Origin of the sequence: Leucobacter luti (assembly GCF_019464495.1) — a bacterium.
GTDB lineage: Bacteria > Actinomycetota > Actinomycetes > Actinomycetales > Microbacteriaceae > Leucobacter > Leucobacter luti_A.
In genome coordinates this window covers 1,737,681-1,760,568 of record NZ_CP080492.1, presented here as the reverse complement: position 1 = coordinate 1,760,568, position 22,888 = coordinate 1,737,681, and the positions used below count along the sequence as shown (strand labels likewise).

The following is a 22,888-nucleotide window of genomic DNA, read 5'->3' as shown; positions in this document are numbered from 1 at the left end:
CGCGACAGCGTGCATCGAAAGGATCCTCATGTCTTCCGCTCCTCGCCTGCCTCGACTGTTTTGGGCTACGGCCGTTACTGCGCTCGCCGCGCTCGCGCTCGCGGGCTGCGCCCCTGAGCCGGACAGCGCTGCACCACCAGCCTCGACGGTGACGCCCGCGCCGAGTGCCGTACCCACACCCGCACCGAAGCCGACTGTGCCACCTGCTCCGATAGTCCGCGAGGATCTCAGGGGTCTCGCCCAAGCGGAACTCGATTCACGACTCATCGCGGCCGCTTGGGCGAACGACGTTCCGGAGGCGGAAGCGCTGATTGTGGCCGGGGCCGATGTGAATGCGAAAGACGAGACTGTGCAGAGTGCGTATCTGGTTGCGACGAGTGAGGGGTACGCGGAGCTGCTCGCGCTGACACTGGCGCACGGTGCCGACCTCGCAAGCCTTGATTCCTACAACGGCACTGGCCTGATCCGCGCAGCGGAGCGAGGCCACACGGCAGTGGTTGGCACGCTCATCACGTCCGGGATCAGCCTGGATCACGTGAACTTTCCCGGGTACGTCGCGCTGCATGAGGCGCTGATCTATGCCAAGCCCGAACAGGTGCAGGAATACCAAGACACTGCGCGTGTGCTTATTGCGGCGGGCGTCGACCTATCGATTCCCACTGTCAACACGGGGGAGACGCCCGAGATGCTCGCGGTGCGCTACGGGTTGGGGCGCCAGGCTGAGCTGATTCGACTCGCACTCCAGGCGCCCATTCCGGCGGCAGACGCGCAGGCCGCGCTCTACGCGGCCGCCGCGGCAGGAGACCCTGATCGCACCGCACTGGCCGTGCGGGCGGGCGCAGAGATATCCGCGGTGAACGCGGAAGGCGAGACGGCACTCGGCCTCGCCACCGCGGGCGATCACCCGGTCACGGTCACCCTGCTCACGAGTTTGGGCGGCTCATAGCCGCCGCTGAACGACGCACATGTACGGAGCGGCATCGGTGCCTCACCCGGGGTGAGAGTGAACAGTGGCTGATATTCCCACCCAGCCGGAGGCAAATGCTGGAATACTAGCCTCATGCCCGTTCCGAAGCAGCGCATTGAGATTCCCGCCAGGCGCCTGCTTCGGGACGATGTTCACGACGCGATTCGTGAGGCAATCCTCACTGGACAGTTTGCGCCGGGGGAGCGGCTTGAAGACAGCGCGCTCCAAGCATGGCTCGGGGTATCACGCACTCCCGTGCGGCAAGCCATCGACGCTCTCGTGCGCGAGGGGCTCGTCGAGACTGCGGCGCAGTCGTTTACACGCGTGGTGAACCCGGACCCGAGGAACTCCAGACACGTGAGCGGCACCGTGGGAGTGCTCATGTCGGGGGTGACGCGATGGGCAGTCGTTCGCCTGAGCGTGAAGAAGCGTGAGCATGCGGCGGCTTTGGCGGAGCAGATTGCTCAGGAGCTGCGCTCGCGGGATCGCGAGAGCTTCGCTCGTGATGTGGTTGAGTTCTTTGCGATCATGCAGCGCGAGTGTGGGAATCCGGTGCTGCAACAGTTGTGCCACACCGTGGGGCCGAGCTATGCCTACCACTTGGGTATCACGCTGGCGAACGCTGAAATCGAGTGGGATCGTCTGTCGCTCGAATATGACATGCTGGCCGCGGCTGTGCGGTCGGGAGACGGCTCCGGAGCGGGGCGAGCGGTAGAGTCCATTCACCCCGGATAGGCCCGAATTTCGAGCGGCGAGACGAGCTCAGGAGTCGACTTCCATGCCGGCTGGGTTTTCTCCCTCGCAGGGCTTCGCGATACTATCCAGTGGCATGCTCGTATCTCGGCATGCCAATATGCTATTCGCGCACACCGAGGAGGACCATGCCCATTCCTGGTACCAAGACCACGACGGCGGCCCGGCGTGTGCTCCTGCGCGACGTCGTCGAGGACCGGTTGCGCGAGGCCATTATGGACGGCACGCTCGAGCCCGGCGAGACACTTCACGACAAAGAACTCCAAGACTGGCTCGGAGTCTCGCGGACACCGATCCGGGATGCACTCAACGAGCTCGCGCGCACCGGGCTCGTCGAGATGGAGCCGAACCGATACACGCGCGTTGTGGTGCCGCGCGAGGAAGAAGCGCTCGAAGCGATGCAGACGCTGGGCGTTCTGCTCGGTGGAATCGTGCGTCTCGCTGTTCCGAGGCTCGATAAGAAGTCCCGCACGCGGATCATTGCTGATCTGAGTCACATCCAAGAGGACCTCGAGTCGGCAGGGCTTCCACAGACGCGAAACACCGTGCTCAAGATGTGGGAGCGCCTGGCGCAGCAGTGTGGCAATGCGATCTTGCAAGGCGTGTATCAGGACGCTATGACGGGGCTCTTCTTCAAAGTCCCGGTCGAGTTTTTCGCCCGCCTCTTCGATCAGGACGAGATTCGAACGGAGGTGGCGAAGCTCTCATCGGCGATCGAATCACGGGATGCCATTGCAGCCGAGCTCGCCACGGAGCGGATCTATCAGTTGCCAGCTGCGGACGCTGCTTCCGACTGACGTCGTGCCGTCATAGGCTCCCGCGCTGCGCTATCGCCTGGACCGGTGCGCGAACCCCACGCCGGAGAGGACAGTTGTGTCCCCCTTTCCGTGCTTCGGGAACTCCGTTGAGAGCGACGTTCGGAATCTCGGCAACTCCGTACGGCTCGCGTCGAAGGAAACTTGTGGCGCCTCGCGGAGTGACGCCACTACAGTTGCACCCGTAAGGGAACTGATCGTCCAGCGTAGGGGGATACATGAGCGACGGCAGTAGTACTGAAGTGACCCACGAAATGCCTGGGAAGAAACGCAAGCACCTGGGTGGCTTGAGTATTCAATCAAAGCTGCTGGTGATGCTGCTGGGGGTCAGTCTGGTCTCTTCGATCGTTGTCGGCGCTATTGGCTTTGTGAACGGGCGACAGTCGCTGCACGAGGCCGCGGTGGACCAGCTCGTCACGATCCGCTCGATGCGCGCGACAGAGATAGAAAACGCGGTGCGCTCCTTCCGGCTCGATGCCTCGTTGCAGTCTCGCAACCTCAGTGCGCAGACGCTCTCGAAGGAAATGAACGCTGGCTTCGCGCAACTGCAGAGCCGTCCGGCTGTGAGCGAGGAAGAAGACGAGCAACTCGCGGCATACTACCGAGACGTGTTCATCCCTGAACTCGAGCAGCGCAACACAGAGGCGTACGGTGATCGCGCGTTTATCCCGGAGTCGAACGCCGGAAAATACCTGCAGCTCCAGTACACGGTGCAGAACCAAGACTTTGACGCCGACTACGACACACTGTTGCGGTCCAACGATGCCGGGGACGGAACGTCCTACTCGGCCGCTGCTGAACGCTACGGCGACTACTTCGGACGCCTCATTGAGCAGGCAGGATATGAGGACGCGCTGCTATTGAACACCGACGGCGACGTGGTGTTCTCGGCATACAAAGGTGCCGAGCTCGGCACAAACCTGAACACCGGCCCCTACCGGGAGACGGCGTTCGCCGAGGCGTATCGCACGGCGATGGCTACAAACTCGGTCGACACCGTTGTCATGACCGACTACGAACGCTGGATCCCGTCTCTGAATGTGCCAGCGATTTGGATCGTGTCACCCGTCGGCAACGACAGTGGGGTCACAGGCGCGATGGCATTCCAAGTCTCGATCGACCGCATCAACGACGTCATGACCGGGGAAGAGCACTGGAAAGAGCAAGGCCTGGGCGACGACGGTGAGGTCTACCTTGTCGGGCGCGACAACCTCATGCGCAGCAACTCACGCAAACTCATCGAAGAACCGGAAAGCTATGCACAGAAGGCGATCAACGGGGGCAACTCTCCGCGGGTGGCTCAGCGCATTGTTGACGTCGGAGGCACCGTGCTGCTTCAGAAAGTCGACACGAAAGCGGTGGATTCGGCGAAGCTCGGGAAAACAGGCGCCATTGTTGGCCGTGACTACATCGGTGGGGAGAGCATCACTGCCTACGCTCCGTTGGATGTCGAAGACGTCGACTGGATGATCGTTGCGCGCATCGACACGAGTGAGGCGTTCGCTCCGGTGACGACTTTTACTCGCAACGTCCTGCTTTCTCTCCTCGGCATTCTTGTTGCGGTATCGCTGCTGTCGCTGGTGCTCGCGCAAGTCTTCACGCGACCGATCCGGCGCTTGGTCGATGCAACCCACCGGGTCGCCGAAGGGGACCTCGACGTGAGAGTGCCGGAGGGCTCGCGCGATGAGTTCGGCGGACTCGGAATCGCATTCAACGACATGGCATCGAGTCTGCAACTCAAACAAGACCTTATTGAGGAGCAGCGGGCGGAGAACGAGAAGCTCCTGCACACGCTCATGCCCGAAAGTGTCGCTGCCAAGTACAAACAGGGCGACGAAGCGATCAGTGAGGCACACGAGAACGTCTCAGTCGTGTTCGCGGAACTCGTGGGCTTCGACGAGAACGCGCGGGGGCTCTCGCCGGAAGAGGAGATCCGTCAGCTCAACACCCTGATGCGTGGGTTCGACGAGGCCGCAGAAAAGGCGGGGGTCGAAAAGGTGCGCACGCTGCGCGGCGGCTACCTTGCGTCTTCCGGTCTGGTGGTGCCGCGCGTCGATAACGTGCGGCGGAGCGTAGAGTTCGCGAAGTCGCTGATCGCTGTCGTCGAACGATTCAACGCACAGAACCGAACATCGATCTCCGTGCGCGCTGGTGTCGATATGGGCACCGTCACGAGCGGGCTCGTAGCCCGAACATCGCTGGCGTATGACCTCTGGGGCGACGCGGTGAGCCTCGCGTATCGTGTGCGCTCAGTGACCGATGAGCCAGGGGTATTCGTGAGCCAGACGGTCTACACCCGCACCCAAGAGATCTTTGACTACGTCGAGGCCGGAACGATCGAGTCTCGCGGCGAACGTGAGACGGTTTGGAAGGTGGTCTAGCGTGGCCGAGCTCTTCAGCCAGTCTTGGACCTGGTGGATCATCACCCTTGCGGTGGGGGTGCCAGTGGTGCTCGTGACTCTCACCGAGCTCAGCAACGCGCTGACGCGCCGGCGGCACCCGATGGCGGGGCCGATCAGGTTCCTGCGCAACTGGGTAATTCCGGCCGGTGCGCTGTTCGCGCTACTCGCCTTTGCGCTGACCTCTCCGGCGGATCTGGTCTGGGTGCGCGTTGCGGCAACGGTGTTCGGCTTCCTGCTGATCCTGCTGGTGCTGTCCTCCTTCAACGCAGCGCTATTCGCAAGCGCGACGCCGGGCACCTGGCGGGAGCGGATCCCGTCGATCTTCGTGGAGATCGCGCGACTCGTGCTCGTGGCCGTGGGGCTCGCGATCCTGTTCTCGTGGGTATGGGAAGCCGATGTTGGCGGGCTGTTCGCCGCACTCGGAGTCACCTCGATCGTTATTGGACTCGCGCTGCAGAATGCGGTGGGCGGAGTCATCTCAGGTTTGCTGTTGCTCTTCGAACAGCCGTTCAAAATCGGCGATTGGCTCGACACGGGAAGCGTGCGCGGTCGAGTGGTTGAGGTGAACTGGCGTGCAGTACACATTGACACCGGTTCCGGGATCCAGATCGTGCCGAACTCGACGCTCTCGGGGGCCTCGTTCACGAACCTCAGCGAGCCGGATGGACCGTACAGCGCCACTGTGGCAGCGAAATTCACGACCGATGATCCACCGCACGAGGTAATGTCCCTGCTGTTGGAAGTTGCGAGCGGCCTGCCAGTGCTTCGTCGAGGTGAAAGCCCCAGCGTTGAGTATGCCGGCAACGCCAGCTACGAAGTGTCGATCCCGCTGGACGGGCCAGCCGACGCGCAGCGCGCGCAGTCGCTGTATCTGTCTTGGCTCTGGTACGCGGCCAGGCGGCGTGGGTTCGCGCTCGACGGTGACGGCACCGATCCGCTCGCAGATCCCGCGCGACTTGAGGAAGCGATCGAGTTCGTCACCCCGACACTGCACCTCCGTGAGACTGGTCAGGAGCTGCTCCGTCGTACCTCACGTTTGGAACGCTTTGGGGTGGGCGAAGTGGTGCAGCCTGCGGGAGTGGTGCCTGATGCCGTGCACGTCGTGCTCTCCGGCCGCGCTGCGATTGCCCTCGATGTGGACGGGGGGCGGTTCGAATTCTCATCGGCGAGTCCTGGTGATCTGATCGGCCTGACCGCACTGACGCGGGAGCCGGCGCACGCGGTCTCCGTAGCTGGTGAGATCCTCACCGTGTTGACGCTTCCGATTTCGACCGTTGACGAGCTCATATCATCACGACCGCACCTCGCCGAAGAGATCGGTGCCTCACTTGATCTCAAACGCAGGCTCACCGCGGAAGCTGTGGCGCAGATCGACCTCACGCGCAGGGTGACACGCGGCAGATAATTCCGCGCGTCACCCGGTGCGAGGTTAGGCCGCGCGCAACTTCCGAGCGATCACGATGCCAGAACCGGTGAGGAGCAGTGCCGCGGCAACACCCAGGGGGAGTGCGTGCCCAGCAGCGCCCGTTGTGGCGAGCGCCACCGGGGTGCTCGCGTGGCTGGCTCCCGTTGGGGTGATGCGTGCACTGTTCTGCCCCGCTGGAGCGGGCTGCTCAGGTGCTGGCTTCTGAATCCCGGGCTTCTCAATGCCCGGAACGACAACGATCGGTTCCTTCACCTCGGGTTTCGCCACGGTGATGACGAGTGATGCAGTGTCAGTCATGCCGTCGACGTTGGTCACCTCATAGGTGATCACGGTCTCGCCTGCGAAGTCGGTGTTCGGAGTGAAAGTGACCGTGCCATCGACGACGGTGTACTCGCCAGCGTCTGTGGTGACAGTGCTCTGCGGGGCGTTCGCGGCGTCCCTCACGGCAAGTGTTGCGGCGTCCAGCGCCGGTTCGTCCGCGTCGCCGTCGTTCGTCAGCACGTCGACGGTGACCGGTGTCGCAGCTGGCGTGGTCGCTACGTCATCATTCAGCGTCGTGGGGAGCGCATCGGTTACGACCTGGGCGAAGTTGCCGCTGAATGCATGAGTGCCAGCGGCGTTCGTCTGATTCCATGAGAAGTAGTTCGTGCCAGCAGTGCTGGCGCTCCACGACAGGCCGTCGGGTGCAGGCGTTGCGCCCGAGAAAGTGAAGATGGAGAGGGGCGCGCCATCCAGGTCGATAACAGGGGACTGGTAGGTGAGCCCGGTCTTGCCGTCTGGGAATGCGATGTTCTGTCCCACTGCGTTGATGATACTCGCGGGGTTCGACTGGTCGGCCGCCGGCAGCGAATTGAGCGGCGAAAGGTCGGCGATTGCGTTGCCGCCAACGTACACCTGTCTCAGTGAGGTGAGGTGCTCCATCGCAGAAATGTCCGAGAGCTTGGACTCCTGGATGTTGATCGATGTGAGCTGCGTGAGCGCGGCGAGCGGCGTAGCGTCTGCGCCGTTGATGTGAGATACCGAGAGGGACGTCAGGTTCGTGAGTCCCGCGACTGCCGAGAGGTCAGTGTTCGGGTTTCCCTGGTAATCGAGGCTGGTGAGGCCCGTGAGCCCGGCAATCGCGGAGATGTCCGTCAGCTGGTTGTAGCCCATATCGAGCGAGGTCAGATTCGTGAGCGAGGACAGGGCTGAGATATCTGAGACTGCGTTGTTCGAGAACGCGAGCGTCTCTAGGCCGCTGAGGCTTGCCACCGCCGAAATGTCGGAGATGCTGTTCACGGCAAGGCGAAGCTCAGTCGTTCCGGTGAGGGCCTCGACTCCGGTGATGTCGGTGATGTCAGCGAAGTTGCAGTTCAGGTACGGCAAGTTTGCCGCCTGTGCGTCAGAGATGGGGCTTCCCGCGGGCTGGCCCAGAGCCTGGTTGATGCAGTTCGCGAAGTTCGCGTCGGGAAATGAAATATCTGCGGCGTGTGCGGGCACTACGCCGAACCCGACCGCGGCGACCCCGATGCCCACGGCAGTCATCCCCGTTGCCCAATTTTTCCGAGCCCGGCGAGCTCCTCGTGTCGAACGTCTCATTTCGTGTACCCCCAAATTATCCATAACTCCAATATATTACTATACTGATGTTGAAATACCGCAATTTCATTTGTGGTCGGTATCAGTGAGCTGCGGGCTTGAACTCTGTGAGCCCAGCTCACCCTCACCCGTGAGGGCTCCCGGCGGACCGCATCGAATGCAGTTGAGTGGTCTGCTGTACGCAGCGATGCCCGGGTTTTCCATGATCAGGGGATGACGAGAATCGAACTCCGGCCGGCCGCTTGGGGCGACGCGGAGCGTTGCGTGGCCACGGCGCTGGCCGAGCGTGCGAGGTCAGTTCCGAGTTCTTGGGATTCTCGGAGTCGTTACATGGAAAGTTCCCCCGGCCGTGGGCCGGGGGAACTGAAGTGGAGGGGATGACGAGAATCGAACTCGCGCTGTCTGCTTGGGAAGCAGAAGTTCTACCATTGAACTACATCCCCGAGAGCGTGATCTCAGTGGATCGCACCAGATAAACCCTAGCAGATCACGCTGTTGTTGTGAGCCGCGAGGCCTCTGCGAAACGGGGCAGCGCGGCTCACAACTGCGCTACTGGCAGACAGCACCCTTCGCGAGGATCGCTGCCTGGTCGTCGGCGGTCCAGGTCATCTCCGGCGCAGCGCCGGCTCCCGCGGAGACTGCGGCGATCTGCTGGGCGAGGGCCTTTACGAAATTCGCACCAGCCGAGGAGTTGTTGAGTGAGACGACCACGGAGTAGCCCGATTCAGGGTCGTGGTACGCGGCGGTCAGCGTGCCGGTGATGGCGCCAGCCCGGCCGTACAGCGGTCCGACCTTTTCCATGCCGAATGCCCACTGGCGCCCTGCGGTGTCGGGCTCTTCGGTGGGCTCGCCGTTCTCGTCGCGTGCCGGGTTCTTGGTGGGCTGGAGTTCCTTCACGACACCTGCGGCGCTGCCGCCGAAGGCGCCGTCGAGGTACTGTTCGTAGAAATTCTTGAGGTCCGAGACTGTGGTCACGGTCGCGCCAGCACCGCCAAGCATGGTGGGCGAGACTTCGGCGACCTCGACGGGTCCGGCGTCACAGACTGGCTTGCCGCCGCTGACAGGGTAGACGAGCCCGGTCATGGTGGAGCCGGAAACGGTCGTGCTTTCAGACGACGGGTAGTACGAGGAACCCATCTTGGCCTTGGCGAAGACGTGTTCGGACAGGAGGTCTGAGATCTCTTCGCCGGTTTCCACCTTCAGCACGCGCGAGAGGAGGAGCACGTTGGTGTCGGACTGGTGGAAGTCCTTGCCCGGCCAGGCCAGTGGTGACTTCGCGAGGCCCTGCGCGATCAGTTCCTGTTCCGGCCACGGGCGGGTTGGGTTGTTTACGAAGAGTGAAGAGAACGCGCCCTTGAAGTCAGCGATCCCGGATCGCATATCGCAGAGCTGGCGGTAGGTGATGCCTTCGACACCCGATTGGCGGGTGAGGTCCTTCGAGATTTCGCGATCCAGATCGATGCGCCCCTGCTCGACCAGATCGAGGAGGAGCGCGCACATGACGGGTTGGGTGGCTTGGGCGCCGCGGATCCGGCTCGCGCCGTCCACTGAATCCGAGCCGTATCCGCGGACGTACTCGCTGCCGTCCCCGCTCCAGACGCCGACGATTGCTTCGGTGGATCCGCTGAGCGCGAGTGCACTTTCGATGGCACCGTCGATGCTTGTTGCGAGCCCCGCGTCAATGGTGTTGACGTCGCCCGAGGAGGAGAGTGGACCCCCTCCGGAGCAGGCGGTGAGGCTCAGAGCCGCGGCCGCAGTGAGGGCGACGACTGCGAGGCGGACGCGATGAGCACGTTTCGGGATCAAACTCGACCGCCAATCTACGCGGGGTATTCGGAGACACAGAACAGAGGAGAGTCTACTGTGTGGTTGCCGTCTGGGCTCTCAGGGAGGCGCAGTGAGGCTGTCCTTACTAGACTGAAGCGGTGACGATCTTTACTGATGACGTTGTGGCGGCAGTGACCGGACACATGAACGGCGACCATACGGACGATAATCTCCTGATCGCGCGGGCCTTTGGGTATCCGGGTGTGACGGAGAGCCGCATGGTCGGCGTAACTGGCGACGGCGGGGTGTGGGTCGTGACCGATGCCGAAGGTGACCACGAACTCACCGTGGCGTGGCCGGGCGGGGAGATTTCTGAGCGCCCGCAGATCCGGCGTCAGGTCGTTGAGCTGTACAAGGTCGCCTGCGACAAGCTCGGCATCTCGGCGCGCGACGAGCACGCTCCGGAGCCGACGGGAGGCGACGATGCTGCGACGCCGCACGCGGCAGCGCACCCGCACAGTGGGAACCCGCACGGTGGGAACCCGCACGGTGGGAACCCGCACGGTGGGAACCCGCACGGTGGGAACCCGCACGGTGGGAATCCCCACGGCGGGAACCCGCACGGTGGCGGACGCCACGCCGGAGCCACAGATGCCGAGGGTGAGCAGCCGTTTTCAAGCGTGATTCGTGAGAGCTCCTGGTCGGATCACTCCGACAGCGAGGGCGCGACCTTCATGGAAGACATCATGCGCGGGATCGGCACGAAGCAGGACTACATCGACCTGGTCGTGCAGCACTACTTTATGTACGAAGCGCTCGAAGCCGCCGCGACTCAGCTCGTGGCCGACCCCGCATTTGCCGGGTTCCACCCTACGGCGCTCGTGCGCATGCCGGCGCTCGAGGCTGACCTCGAGTACCTGATCGGCTCCGATTGGCGCGAGCAGATCGCACCCGTTCCCGCCACTGCGGCCTACGCGGCCCGGATCCGCGAGATCGCCGAAGAGGGCTGGGCCGCGGGCATCGTCGCGCACCACTACACGCGCTACCTCGGCGACCTGTCCGGCGGGCAGATGATCGCAAAGCGCGTCGCGAAGCAGCACGAGCTCGACGCGGCCGGGATTGAGTTTTACGACTTCTCAGCGCTGGGCGCCATCGCTGATTTTAAGAGCGGATACCGTGCCGAGCTCGACGCGCTCGGTGCACGCCTGGACGACGCCGAGCGCGGGCGCATGCTTGATGAGGTGCGCACGGCCTACGGCTTCAACACCGCAGTGTTCGTTGACCTCGGGAAGGCGAAGGCCGCCGCCTAAGCTTCCACTGCCTACGAAACGCAGAACGCGCCGCATTCGACCTCGGTCGGGTGCGGCGCGTTGCTGTTCACGGCTCCGTGATCCTGCAGCGCTGTGATCCTGCAGCGATCCGAGCGCGAGCGGTTACGCCTCGTCGGGAATCTCGCGGCTCTGCATGAAACGCACCACGTTGGGATCGACGATCACGTCGCGAGGCTGCAACGGGCGCTGCAAGAATAGCCCGTCGAGCGAGCGTACTCGGCTCAATGCAACGTAGGTCTGCCCGGCGCTAAACGCGCGTGGCCCGAGATCGATCACGGCGGCATCGTAAGTGTGGCCCTGTGACTTGTGCACGGTGACGGCCCAGGCGAGGCGCAGCGGGAACTGCTCGAACTCCGCGACGACCTCTTTCTCAAGTTTTTTCGTCTCAGCGTCGTAGCGGTACCGGTACCGCTCCCAGGTGGTGGGCTCGACCTCGAACTCCTCGTCGTCGACCGACACCCACACAGTGCCATCCACGCGGGAGACCGTGCCAATCGTGCCGTTGACCCAGCGCCCATCGGAGTCGTTGCGGAGGAACATCACCTGGGCGCCCGGCTTCAGCTCGAGCACCTCATCGGCCGGGTATGTGTTCTCGCGGAACTCACCGTTTACCTCGGCCACCGCGCGCAGCGGAGTGCCACCAATCTTGGCGAGCCGCTCTGCGTTGATCCGGTTCACCGTTGCGTTCGTTGTTGCAAGTGTGATCACGTCTGGCGGAGCGGGCCTGTTGCCAGCGGCGTTCAGTTCTTCGGCTTGATCGGCCTGCACGACACCGTGGCGCACAGCGCCGAGGATCTGCTTGAAGCGATCATCACGCTGGCGGTGCACCTCGACGAGTTCGACCGTCGACAGCTCGGCCGCGGCCCATACATTCGCGTCGAAGAACCACAGCGAGCGATAAGTGTCGTCGAAGTAGGCGCGCTCGTGTGGATCGCGCGGCGGCACAGGAGGCAGCTGGTACGGATCCCCGAACATGATGATCTGCGCGCCGCCGAACGGGTCGTGCCGTTTGCCGCGGGCCTGCCGCAGCGAGCGGTCGATCGCGTCCATAAGATCGGCCGAGACCATCGAGATCTCGTCGATCACGAGCGTGTCGATCGCGGCGAGCATCTTCTTGAGCTCTGCGGGCTGGTCGAGCTCCTGATCGGCGATCACTCCGGTGGGGAGCCGCAGCAGCGAGTGGATCGTCTGACCACCGACATTGAGCGCCGCAACGCCCGTCGGCGCGCAGACCGCGATGATCTTGCTGGTGTTCCACGCGAGGTGATTCAGGATCGTGGACTTGCCGGTGCCAGCGCGACCGGTGACAAAAATGTGCTCTCTGGTGTGCTCGATCCGTTCGTACACGGCGAGCTGTTCGGGAGAGAGAGGGGGGCGGGCCACCCGACTAGGCTACTGCCCCGGGACGCGCGTGTGCAGCGCCCCGGGGCAGTTGGGAGTGTTCCCGGTTACGCGGCTCGGCGCACGAGGCGTACGACGAACGCCGCTGCGCCACCGAGCACCGCGAGCACGCCGCCGACGACGCCGGCGATCGCCGGTGAACCTGCACCCGTTACCGCGAGCGCGCTGGGAGTCTTGGCGCCCGGCGCAGAGGGTGCTGGGGCCGGGTCAGTCGTACCGGGATTGGTGGATCCTGGGTTGGTCGTTCCTGGGTTGGTCGTGCCGGGATCGGTGGTTCCGGGGTCGGTGGTTCCGGGGTCGGTGGTTCCGGGGTCGGTGGTGCCGGGATCGGTGGTGCCGGGGTTCGGCTCTGCGTGGTCCGTGGGGGTGTGCACGATGTCGTAGTACGCGCCGGGGACTGCCGCGTCGGGGATCACGCGGTAGGTGAACTCGTCGCCGGTGAGGACGGTGATGGGGACGACGCGGGTGAAGAGTGGGTTGCCGTCGGCATCGCGGGCGGTGATGGTGCGGCTGGTGCCGTCCTCGGAGACGCTCCAGTCGCCGTGCATTTTCGGGGTGTCGTCGAGGTTGTACATCGTGAAGGTGCCGTTGACGTTGTAGTACGCCCAGCCGACGAAGTTCGACACTGCTGGGTTGTCGAGGGCGACAGGGTTGCCGTCCTGGTCGACGGCGCTCGTGGTTTCCCACGGGGTGGAGGCGAGCACCTCGGAGTAGTTGATCGTGCCTGGTTCTGCGTGATCCGTGGGGGTGTGCACGATGTCGTAGTACACGTCGGGGGTCGCGGCGTCGGGGATCACGCGGTAGGTGAACTCGTCGCCGGTGAGGACGGTGATGGGGACGACGCGGGTGAAGAGTGGGTTGCCGTCGGCATCGCGGGCGGTGATTGTGCGGCTGGTGCCGCCCTCGGAGACGCTCCAGTCGCCGTGCATTTTCGGGGTGTCGTCGAGGTTGTACATCGTGAAGGTGCCGTTGACGTTGTAGTACGCCCAGCCGACGAAGTTCGACACTGCTGGGTTGTCGAGCGCGACAGGGTTGCCGTCCTGGTCGACGGCGCTCGTGGTCTCCCACGGCGTCGAGGCGAGCACCTCGGACGGAGTTAGCGCCTCACTCACCGCTGCGGCGGGCGCAGCGGTCGAAGCAGCAGCGGCCCCAAACGGGCTCGCAGCCGAAGCAGCAGCTCCAGCAGGAGCCGCCGCCGCGAACGCACCTGCCGCCGGCAGCAGGCACATCGAGGTCGCAACGAGCGCCGTCGCGGTGAGGAGGGGCCGCGGGCGCGAAGCCGGCTGCGCTGATCCTGCGCAGCGGGGCGTGAAGCTGAAGGGGGAGTGTGGTCACGCATGTGGGGGATCCTTGTCATCGGCGTTTGACGGAGCCAAAGACCGACGCTGCGGTCTTTGCGATCGCCCGCCAAACTTCTGAAAGGCATCGGAGTTCGAGGGCGACCACTATTCAGGCTATGAACGCCGCACACGGGGCGGATCAATCGATCGGTTGAACCTGCTCGCGATCCGGCACCCGGGTGAAGATGACCCCACCCACCCCGCGCCTCAGATCCGGATCAGGCCCCGCTTAACCGCCGTGGCCACCGCTGCCTGCCGATTGTCCGAGCCCAGCTTCGTGAACGCGTGGTGCAGATGCGTCTTCACTGTCGCCTCGCTCACCACCAGCCGGCTCGCGACCTCGCGGTTTGACAGCCCGGCAGCGACCAGCGCGAGCACTTCAAGTTCGCGCCCGGTGAGGGCATCGTCCGGGTGCTCAGTGCGGCGCCCGAGCCGCTCGGCGATGTTCCCCGCACGCACTCCGTCCCCGTTCGCGGCGGCGCGGATCGCGTGGAACACCTCGTGCGGCCGACTGTCCTTCACGAGATAGCCTGATGCCCCAGCATCTGCCGCCCGCACCACGTCGGCGTCGGAATCGAACGCGGTGAACACAATGACGCGGGCCGGATCGGGGATCCCCCGAATCGCGCGCGTCACCTCAATACCACTCGGCTCGCCATCGCCGAGATCGAGGTCAACCAGTGCGACGTCAATCGGGTGCGCCGCGGCCTGTGCTTCGGCCTCTGCGAGCGATCCTGCCTCCGCGAGCACCGCAAAGTCGGCCTGGGTCTCGAGCAGCGCCCGCATTCCGTGGCGCAGGATCGGGTGATCGTCAACGAGCAGGATCCGGATCATGCGGGGGTCTCACTCTCTGCAGCGGGGCCAGGGCCGGATTCTGCGCTGGACTCAGCACTGGCGTCGATACCGTCGAGCGGAATGCTCGCGGCGATCACAGTACCGTTTCCCGGTTCCGATTCGATCGAGAGTGTGCCTCCGAGATTCTGCGCGCGCCAGCTCATTGCCCGCAGGCCGAAGCCGGCCCCGTCCGCTCCCACGCCGTTTCCCGGGTCAAAACCGACACCGTCATCGGCAATGTCGACGCCGACGGAGTGTGGGAAAAAGGTCACCGTCACGCGCTTCGTCGCGGATCCCGCGTGCTTCGCCGCGTTCACCAGCGCCTCGCGCGTGATGCGCTGGAGCGCGTGCACAGTCATCTCGGGGACCAATCGCTCGTGCCCCGACAGCGCAAACTCGGCGCCCGCAGCCGCTGCTTCTGCTGCCAGCGCGCTGGAGATCGTTGTGCCGATGACCCGCGGATCCGCCAAGCCGTGCACCAGCCTGCGCGTCTCCGTCAACGTCTCCCTGAGCGCCTCGCTCGCGTCGGCAACAGCCGGTGCAGGCGTCGACCCGGGGCCGAGCTGCTGGGCGGACTCCAGCAAGAGCAGTGCGCTCGCCGTGCGCTGCACCACAGTGTCGTGGAGCTCACTCGCCACCCGATTGCGCTCGGCCAGCGCGCCGGCCTCACGCTCGGAGCGGGCGAGCTGCGAGCGGGTCTCGGTGAGCTCGGCAATCACGGCGCGCTTCGCATCGAGGGTCCTCGTGACTGTCGCGTAGGCGTAGGACAGTACGAGTCCACCGAAGAAGGGGCCGAGCACGAGCCCGAGATCCTGCCCCTGTGACATGATCCACAGCCCGAGGCTTACCGCGACGACGATCGCCCCGGACACTGCGAGCGCGAAACGAGGTGTGAGCACGCGGTGCACTGCGAAGATCAGCGCGAACGCGCACCACCCAAAGGACGGCGCGATGACGGTGAGGGGGAGCCACAGCGCCGTGGCGAGGATCAGCCCGATCCGCTGCCCGGTGACGGAGCCGCCGACTCGCGCAGTGCGCTCCACGCTCACGACAGCGGCCGCGTAACTGATGCCAGTGCCGATTGCCAGCGCGAGCACGGCAACACCGGTGCCCGCGAGCGTGTGGAACGCGAAGTAGCGCAGGGCGCAGACGATCAACAGCAGCGCGAAGCCGACGTCGACGGTGCGATCAAGCGCCGGTCGCGGCTCGCGCGGGGTGGATCGAGTGCGGGTGTTCACCCGGGTAGGTTAGCGCGTGCGCACGGGAAGGAGCAGGAGGAGCCCGACGATCAGCACGAGCGCGATCCCGAGGATGCCGAAGATTGCCGCCCCGCCGAGCATGACTGCAAGGGTGAATGCACCCGGTGCGAGGAACGAGACGGCGCGGCCAGTGGTGGCGTACAAGCCAAAGATCTCGCCTTCGCGGCCGGGCGGGATCAGCCGTGCGAGGTAACTGCGGCTGGCGGACTGCACCGGCCCAACGAAGATGCACAGCAGCAGGCCGAAGACCCAGAACACCCAGGTGCCAAGCGGTGCGAGCAGGAACACGAGCAGCGCCGCGAGAATCATGCACGCGATCGACCACACCATGATCGGCTTCGCGCCGATCCGGTCTTCCGCGAAGCCAGCGATGATCGTGGCGAGCCCGGCGACAACGTTGGCCGCGATCGCAAAGATGATCACCGTGGTCGCGTCGAAGCCGAAGCTGCGCGCGGCGATCACGCCGCCAAAGGTGAATACACCGGCGAGCCCGTCGCGGAAGACGGCACTGGCGACCAGGAAGAACAGGGTTTGGCGTGCGGTGCGCCACAGATCCCCGATCGTGCGAAACAGTGTGCCGTACGCGGTGACGATACCGCGGATTCCCGGCTTCCTGGCCGGGTCAACCGAGATCTCAGGTACGGCGAAGAATACGGGGATCGCGCTCAAGCCGAACCAGGCTGCCGCGACGATCATGGCGACGCGGATGTTCCAGCCGCCGTCGTGGGTGACACCGAACCAGCCGGGATCCGGGAAAATGAAGCCGACGAGCAAGATGGCGAGCAGCACGATTCCGCCGAGATACCCCATGCCCCAGCCGAAACCGGAGACGCGGCCGACGTTCGCGTTCGTGGACACCTGACTGAGCATCGCGTTGTAGCTGACACTTGCGAATTCAAAGGCTACGTTGCCAATGGCGAGCAGCACGAGGCCGAGCATGAGGTAGTTCGGCTCCGGAGCAACGAGGGCGAGCAGCGCGGTGCACCCGACCACGACTGCGGTGGTGATTCCGAGCCACAGCTTACGTTTGCCGGCTGCGTCCGTGAGCTGTCCGGTGATCGGGGCGAGCAACGCGACGATGATACCCGCGATCAGGAGCGCAGTGCCGAGCTGCGCGGTGACCACTTCTTCTGCGCCAAACGCAGGCTGTGTGATGTAGACGCCGAAAACGAACGTCGTGACGACCGCCTGGAACGCCGCAGACCCCCAATCCCAGAGCGACCACGCGAGGATCTTGCTCTTCTTCACGGGTGGGGCCGGGGGAGTCACGGCGGGAAAGACGACCGGCGCGGTTTCGCTCATGCTGCTCACAGTAGTGGCTCCGCGGCCTGTGCGGGAGGGGGTGGCACCGCCAAGAAACTGCGGAGGCACTCGTTCATGTGTTGTGAGGCTAGACTCGACCTGGTTCATTTGATATTCATAGTGGTCACCAAAGTAGATGCGGAGCTGTGCAACCTTGACTGAATCAACTGTCGGACTCGTCGATGCCCCCGAGGTGGCGGATCTTTTGGGGGTGGCCCCGCACGCCGAAGCGCTTGCTGACTTCGTTGTGAGATGCGCGACTCCGATGACGGTATCCGTCCAAGGAAGCTGGGGAAGTGGCAAGAGCTCGGTCATGGCGATGGCTGTCAAACGCGTGCGCGACCGTGATGATCGCCAGGTAAATGTTGTCGAATTCAATACTTGGCAGTATTCGCAGTTCAACCTCGGAGAGCAGCTGGCGGCGAATCTCATTCGCAGAATTGCCGACTGTGTCGCGCCGGCCACCGCAACGCCAGAACAGTTGGAACGAAAACAAAGACTCAAGCAGCATCTGGGAACGCTGGCTCTGGCGGGAGCAGATTTTCTATTTGAGGAGGCTGCGCCCTGGATTCCTCAAGGTCACAGGCTCGCCTCCTTTTGGAGGAAGCTCAATGATCGAGTCGAGCGAAGAAAACCTGAGAATGAGCCAGCTGACCAGGTCCAGGCAATAACTGAGCTCCGTGATACCTTTGCAAACCTCGTGGCACAGTCAAAGGAACGTGTTGTTGTGCTCATTGATGATCTCGACCGTTTGGAACCGCGGCGCGCTGTCGAACTGCTGGAATCTATCAAGATATTTCTCGACGTTCCAGGCTGTGTCTTCGTGCTCGCTGTTGACATCGAGATCGTTGAAGAAGGGGTCAGCGCAAGGTACGGCAGTAGCGGAGACTCCGCCAAAGACGCGGCACGCGGGCGGCGGTACTTTGAGAAGCTGATCCAAGTGCCTTTTCATGTTCCTGTGTACGCGTACGACGTAGAAGCTCTGCTCGAGGCCGGCGTGGAGGCGGCCGGCTTGACGACCGGTGAGCACGCCAAGTCCTATCTGAGTTTTGCTCGGCAAGTTGGCAGTAGCAACCCGCGGGCAGTGAAACGTCTGACGAACACTCTGGCCCTGCAGAAGCTTGTCAAAACGGCGGAGTCTCCCGATTCAAGTATCGGCGATCAGGGTGGCCTAGACCTCTTCGCGATGCTCTGCCTGCAGAGTGCCCACCCCGAAGTTGCGGCCTTCGTATATCAGCTGCAGTACGAGGGCTCGGGTGTGAAGGGGCTTGTGCAGTTTCTTGAGAAGGGAGAGGAAAGTGGGGAAGACGAGGCGTGGGCCCCAGAGAATAAGCAGCTCGTCGACAAGCAGGCGTGGGAGCGAGACTGGGGCGCCGCAAAGAACATGCTGTACATGGTCACGGCACATTTTTCCGGAGGTGCAGACGACAGCATCAATGAGCAGCGTTTCCGCGCAGCGGCAGAGCAAGCAGCGGATGCGGATGGCCGACCCGGCCAGTGGAACCTCATCGGTGACCCAGGCGGCATGCGCGCGCGTCTCAGTGAGCTTGGCATCAAAGCCAGGGATATTGGCTGGGGGTTTGAGTTTGCTGACGCAACCGCAGATTTCTTGACGCCAGTTGGGCAGAGCGGGCGGATGTGGACACTGAACTTCGCGAATTCGGAACACCGTGGACCGAAGCGATTCGGCATGCTCAGCTTTGGGGTCAACCGAATGGGGCTTTCAATCGAGAGGGTGGCGCAAGCCTACGAGTCCGAAGCGGCGCTCAGGGAGCTTAGTGAGCAGTGGGCCAAGAAGCTCAATGTGGAGTTTGGTCAGGGGACTGAGCTGCCTCGACTTGAAGCGTCCACTTTGGAGGATCTCCCCGTATCGGTGCGATTACGTTGGTACGGCAGGGATCCGCAGCCGGCCGCGCTGCTTGCACAGTTTGTGCGGGAACTGGTGTTAGGGCCCGAAAGTGGAGCTCGCGTGACTCAGAAGTGACCGAATCCTGAAAGTTGAGTGAGACTGACTCAAGTTTTGCTGCGTGAACTTGACTCCCGGCCGTCGGATAGTAAACTTGAGTGCATCAGGCTCAAGGTCGGAATTCCGGCCCGGCTGACAAGACCCGGACGCCAGCGCACGCTCGCGTCTGATCACATCAACACGAAGGAGCGCACATGTCACGTGCAGTAGGTATCGACCTCGGCACCACGAACTCTGTGGTTGCAGTTCTCGAGGGCGGGGAGCCCACCGTCATTGCGAACGCAGAGGGCTTCCGCACCACCCCCTCAATCGTCGCATTCACCAAAGATGGCGAGGTGCTCGTCGGTGAGACCGCGAAGCGCCAGGCTGTCACCAACGTCGACCGCACGATCGCTTCCGTTAAGCGCCACATGGGCACGGACTGGAAGAGCGACGACGTCGACGGGAAGCGGTACACCGCGCAGGAGATCAGCGCGCGCACGCTGATGAAGCTGAAGCGCGATGCGGAGACCTACCTCGGGGACAAGGTCACCGACGCGGTCATTACCGTACCCGCGTACTTCAACGACGCTGAGCGTCAGGCCACGAAGGAAGCTGGCGAGATCGCTGGCCTCAACGTGCTCCGCATTATCAACGAGCCCACCGCAGCCGCACTCGCATACGGCCTGGATAAGGGGCAGGAAGACGAGCTCATCCTGGTGTTCGACCTCGGTGGCGGCACGTTCGACGTCTCCCTCCTTGAGGTAGGCAAAGACGACGACTTCTCCACCATTCAGGTGCGCGCCACCTCGGGCGACAACCGCCTCGGTGGCGACGACTGGGATCAGCGCGTCGTGGATTACCTCGCAGCGCAGTTCAAGTCCTCCACCGGAGTTGATGTTTCGGGCGACAAGATCGCGCTGCAGCGCCTGAAGGAAGCCGCTGAGCAGGCCAAGAAGGAGCTCTCGAACTCGATGAGCACCCAGGTGCAGCTGCCCTACCTCTCCCTCACGGAGAACGGCCCGGCAAACCTCGATGAAACGCTCACCCGCGCCAAGTTCGAAGAGCTCACGAAGGATCTGCTCGAGCGCACGCGCAAGCCGTTCCAGGATGTCATTGCCGAGGCTGGCGTGAAGGTCGGCGACATTGCACACGTCGTGCTGGTCGGTGGCTCCACCCGTATGCCCGCTGTCACTGAGCTCGTGAAGCAGCTCACCGGCGGCCGCGAGCCCAACAAGGGCGTCAACCCGGATGAGGTCGTCGCAGTCGGCGCAGCTCTGCAGGCTGGCGTGCTGAAGGGTGAGCGCAAGGATGTGCTGCTCATCGACGTCACCCCCCTGTCGCTCGGTATCGAGACCAAGGGTGGCATCATGACGAAGCTCATTGAGCGCAACACCGCGATCCCCACGAAGCGTTCCGAGACCTTCACCACGGCCGAAGATAACCAGCCGTCGGTTGCGATCCAAGTATTCCAGGGCGAGCGCGAGTTCACCCGGGATAACAAGAACCTCGGCACCTTCGAGCTCACCGGAATCGCACCCGCTCCGCGCGGCATCCCGCAGATCGAGGTCACGTTCGACATCGATGCCAACGGCATCGTGCAGGTGTCGGCAAAGGACAAGGGCACCGGCAAGGAGCAGACGATCACCATCTCCGGTGGCTCGACGCTCTCGAAGGACGACATCGAGCGCATGGTACGCGAGGCTGAAGAGCACGCGGCAGAGGACAAGAAGCGTCGCGAGTCAGCTGAGCAGCGCAACAACGCTGAGCAGCTCGCATACTCGGTAGAGAAGCTGATCTCCGAGAACGAGGACAAGCTGCCTGAGGACGTCAAGACTGAAGTGCAGGGCGACCTGGACTCACTGAAGCAGGCACTTGCCGGCGATGACGACGACGCGGTGAAGACCGCATCCGACAAGCTCAGCGAGAGCCAGAGCAAGCTCGGAGAGGCGATCTACGCGGCAGCTCAGTCGGAGCAGCCCGCAGCAGAGAACACCGAATCATCCGATGACGACGTGGTTGATGCCGAGGTCGTTGAAGACGACGAGGCTGAGAACGCCGGGGAGCAGAAGTAATCATGATGAACGAGGAACAGCGCACACCGGGCTCGGACGACGAGCAGCACGGCAGTGAGGTTCCTGCAGCTGGGTCGGAAGCACACGCTTCCGGCCCAGCGGGCCACTCGGACGAGGCGGCAGCGGCTGCCTCGTCCGGCCCCGTCGGCTCATCTGCCGAACAGCAGGACCTGACGGTCGACGACATTCTGGGTGCCCAGCAGAACGCCGATGCCGCGGGGGCTGACGCTGCCGAGGGTACGGAGGGCGCCGCTGAAGCGGAAAACCCGTACCTGGAGGATCTGCGTCGACTCAGCGCCGAATATGCGAACTACCGGAAGCGGACCGAGGCCAATGCGGCCATCGAGAAGCAGCGTGCAATCGCCGCAGCGGTCACTCCGCTGCTGACGGTGCTCGACGATCTGGACCGTGCAGAACAGCACGGCGATCTCGTCGAGGGCACAGCTTTCGCCACGATCGGCCAGAAGCTCCGCACCACGCTCGAGCGCTTCGGCCTCACGAGCTTCGGAGAAAAGGGCGAAGCCTTCGATCCGCAGCTGCACGAGGCCATTGCGCAGGTGCCGGTTCCCGGCACCGAGCACGACACGATCCTGGACGTAATCGAGCGGGGGTACCGACTCGGCGATGTCGAGCTACGCCCCGCCAAGGTCGCGGTGGCGGTGGGGGCAGATGGCTAGTCAAGATTGGCTCGAAAAGGACTTCTACCAGATCCTCGGCGTCTCGAAGAGCGCCAGCGATGCTGAGCTGAAGAAGACCTACCGGAAGCTCGCGCGTACCTACCACCCGGATTCCAACCCGGGAGACGCGGCGGCTGAGGCGAAGTTCAAGGAGATCAGCGAGGCATACTCAGTGCTTTCTGATGCAGAACAGCGCGCGGAGTACGACCAGATCCGGGCCATGGGCACCGGCAGCGCCCGATTCACGTCGGGTGGCGGCGGAGCACAGGGCTTCGAGGACGTGTTCGGCGGGATGTTTGGCGGCGGCGCCCGCGGTGGCCAGCAGTACAGCTACCAGCAGACTGGCGGCCAAAACTTCGAGGACATCTTCGGAATGTTTGGCGGCGGTGCTCAGCGCGGTCCGCAGCCCGGGCGCGACGTGCAGGCATCCACGACCTTGGACTTCGCAACCGCAGTGCAGGGGAAGACCGTCACCCTGCAAGCACCCAGCGGCAACGTCAAGGTCAAGATCCCTGCCGGAGTTTCGGACGGGCAAAAGATCAAGGTGCGTGGCAAGGGCGAAGCGAGCCCGAACGGCGGGCAGCCCGGCGACATCATTCTCACAGTTGCTGTGCGGAAGCACCCGGTGTTCGAGCGCGAAGGAAACAACCTGCGCCTGAAGCTCCCAGTCACTTTTGCTGAGGCCGCGCTCGGCGCGACAGTTGAAGTGCCGACGCTGGGCGGGGAGCCCGTCAAGCTGAAGGTCCAGCCCGGCACCCCGAGCGGGCGCGTGTTGCGCGTCAAGGGGCGAGGGGTCAAGACCGCGAAGGCGACGGGGGATCTCCTCGCGGAGGTTCAGGTCGTCGTTCCATCGCATCTCTCACCGGAAGCGAAAGAAGCACTCGAGGCGTTCCGCGCCGTCGAACCGAACGAGAATCCGCGCGAGGACCTGCTCGCGCGCGCACGAAGTTAGTGTGCAGGGTCCGGTCGCCAATCGGCGACCGGACCCACCATAATTTTGGGGACGAGAGGACAGG

The 22,888-nt window shown here is 63.8% G+C and carries 17 protein-coding genes and 1 tRNA gene; 10 read left to right on the top strand and 8 right to left on the bottom strand.

The features are described 5' to 3' along the window. Window positions 1-28: 28 nt before the first annotated feature. From K1X41_RS07900 to K1X41_RS07880, 5 genes are all read left to right on the top strand, one after another. Window positions 29-946 (top strand): ankyrin repeat domain-containing protein, encoded by a 918-nt coding sequence (locus tag K1X41_RS07900; protein ID WP_220174332.1) that lies wholly within the window; start codon window positions 29-31, stop codon window positions 944-946. 114 nt (window positions 947-1,060) lie between these two features. Next, window positions 1,061-1,702, top strand: coding sequence for a GntR family transcriptional regulator (locus K1X41_RS07895; RefSeq protein WP_220174331.1), 642 nt, complete (start codon window positions 1,061-1,063; stop codon window positions 1,700-1,702). A gap of 146 nt (window positions 1,703-1,848) precedes the next feature. Continuing rightward, the gene (locus K1X41_RS07890; RefSeq protein WP_133617164.1) at window positions 1,849-2,517 is read left to right on the top strand and encodes a GntR family transcriptional regulator; all 669 of its coding nucleotides are present in this window, start codon (window positions 1,849-1,851) and stop codon (window positions 2,515-2,517) included. A gap of 236 nt (window positions 2,518-2,753) precedes the next feature. Then, the gene (locus K1X41_RS07885) at window positions 2,754-4,916 is read left to right on the top strand and encodes an adenylate/guanylate cyclase domain-containing protein (RefSeq protein ID WP_133617165.1); all 2,163 of its coding nucleotides are present in this window, start codon (window positions 2,754-2,756) and stop codon (window positions 4,914-4,916) included. A 1-nt stretch (window position 4,917) separates the two neighbouring features. Next, window positions 4,918-6,342: a mechanosensitive ion channel domain-containing protein gene (locus K1X41_RS07880; protein WP_133617166.1), complete on the top strand. Its 1,425-nt coding sequence runs from the start codon at window positions 4,918-4,920 to the stop codon at window positions 6,340-6,342. Between the two features lie 24 nt (window positions 6,343-6,366). On the opposite strand, the gene K1X41_RS07875 is transcribed toward K1X41_RS07880, so the two are convergent. The 3 genes from K1X41_RS07875 to K1X41_RS07865 form a co-directional block, all read right to left on the bottom strand. After that, the gene (locus tag K1X41_RS07875) at window positions 6,367-7,887 is read right to left on the bottom strand and encodes a leucine-rich repeat domain-containing protein (RefSeq protein ID WP_220174330.1); all 1,521 of its coding nucleotides are present in this window, start codon (window positions 7,885-7,887) and stop codon (window positions 6,367-6,369) included. A 423-nt stretch (window positions 7,888-8,310) separates the two neighbouring features. Beyond that, a tRNA-Gly gene (locus K1X41_RS07870) sits at window positions 8,311-8,384 on the bottom strand. Window positions 8,385-8,490: 106 nt separating this feature from the next. Further along, window positions 8,491-9,747 carry a serine hydrolase domain-containing protein gene (locus tag K1X41_RS07865; RefSeq protein ID WP_133617168.1) on the bottom strand — a complete coding sequence of 419 codons (1,257 nt, stop codon included), beginning with the start codon at window positions 9,745-9,747 and terminating at the stop codon, window positions 8,491-8,493. A gap of 119 nt (window positions 9,748-9,866) precedes the next feature. Here K1X41_RS07865 and K1X41_RS15945 point away from each other — a divergent pair, with 119 nt between their 5' ends. Further along, window positions 9,867-11,018 carry a biliverdin-producing heme oxygenase gene (locus tag K1X41_RS15945; protein ID WP_309478039.1) on the top strand — a complete coding sequence of 384 codons (1,152 nt, stop codon included), beginning with the start codon at window positions 9,867-9,869 and terminating at the stop codon, window positions 11,016-11,018. Between the two features lie 123 nt (window positions 11,019-11,141). Here K1X41_RS15945 and K1X41_RS07855 read toward each other — a convergent pair whose 3' ends face one another. The 5 genes from K1X41_RS07855 to K1X41_RS07835 form a co-directional block, all read right to left on the bottom strand. After that, a complete protein-coding gene (locus tag K1X41_RS07855; RefSeq protein ID WP_132205952.1) occupies window positions 11,142-12,422 on the bottom strand; it encodes an ATP-dependent DNA helicase in 1,281 nt (426 codons plus the stop codon). A gap of 65 nt (window positions 12,423-12,487) precedes the next feature. Then, window positions 12,488-13,669 (bottom strand): DUF4822 domain-containing protein, encoded by a 1,182-nt coding sequence (locus K1X41_RS07850; RefSeq protein ID WP_220174329.1) that lies wholly within the window; start codon window positions 13,667-13,669, stop codon window positions 12,488-12,490. 318 nt (window positions 13,670-13,987) lie between these two features. Continuing rightward, window positions 13,988-14,614 (bottom strand): response regulator, encoded by a 627-nt coding sequence (locus tag K1X41_RS07845; RefSeq protein ID WP_220174328.1) that lies wholly within the window; start codon window positions 14,612-14,614, stop codon window positions 13,988-13,990. After that, window positions 14,611-15,852 carry a sensor histidine kinase gene (locus K1X41_RS07840; protein ID WP_220174327.1) on the bottom strand — a complete coding sequence of 414 codons (1,242 nt, stop codon included), beginning with the start codon at window positions 15,850-15,852 and terminating at the stop codon, window positions 14,611-14,613. Before K1X41_RS07840 ends, K1X41_RS07845 begins: the two co-directional genes overlap by 4 nt. Window positions 15,853-15,861: 9 nt before the next feature. Next, on the bottom strand, window positions 15,862-17,175 hold the full coding sequence (locus tag K1X41_RS07835; RefSeq protein ID WP_132205958.1) for an MFS transporter: 1,314 nt from the start codon (window positions 17,173-17,175) through the stop codon (window positions 15,862-15,864). Window positions 17,176-17,440: 265 nt separating this feature from the next. On the opposite strand from K1X41_RS07835, the gene K1X41_RS07830 reads away from it, so the two are divergent. The 4 genes from K1X41_RS07830 (at window position 17,441) to K1X41_RS07815 (ending at window position 22,824) form a co-directional block, all read left to right on the top strand. Next, window positions 17,441-19,159 (top strand): KAP family P-loop NTPase fold protein, encoded by a 1,719-nt coding sequence (locus K1X41_RS07830; RefSeq protein WP_258566382.1) that lies wholly within the window; start codon window positions 17,441-17,443, stop codon window positions 19,157-19,159. 176 nt (window positions 19,160-19,335) lie between these two features. After that, on the top strand, window positions 19,336-21,195 hold the full coding sequence (dnaK, locus tag K1X41_RS07825; protein ID WP_133617174.1) for a molecular chaperone DnaK: 1,860 nt from the start codon (window positions 19,336-19,338) through the stop codon (window positions 21,193-21,195). A 2-nt stretch (window positions 21,196-21,197) separates the two neighbouring features. Then, entirely contained in the window at window positions 21,198-21,872 is a 675-nt protein-coding gene (locus tag K1X41_RS07820) for a nucleotide exchange factor GrpE (protein ID WP_132205964.1), read from the top strand. Further along, window positions 21,865-22,824 carry a DnaJ C-terminal domain-containing protein gene (locus tag K1X41_RS07815; protein WP_132205966.1) on the top strand — a complete coding sequence of 320 codons (960 nt, stop codon included), beginning with the start codon at window positions 21,865-21,867 and terminating at the stop codon, window positions 22,822-22,824. Before K1X41_RS07820 ends, K1X41_RS07815 begins: the two co-directional genes overlap by 8 nt. Window positions 22,825-22,888 lie beyond the last annotated feature (64 nt).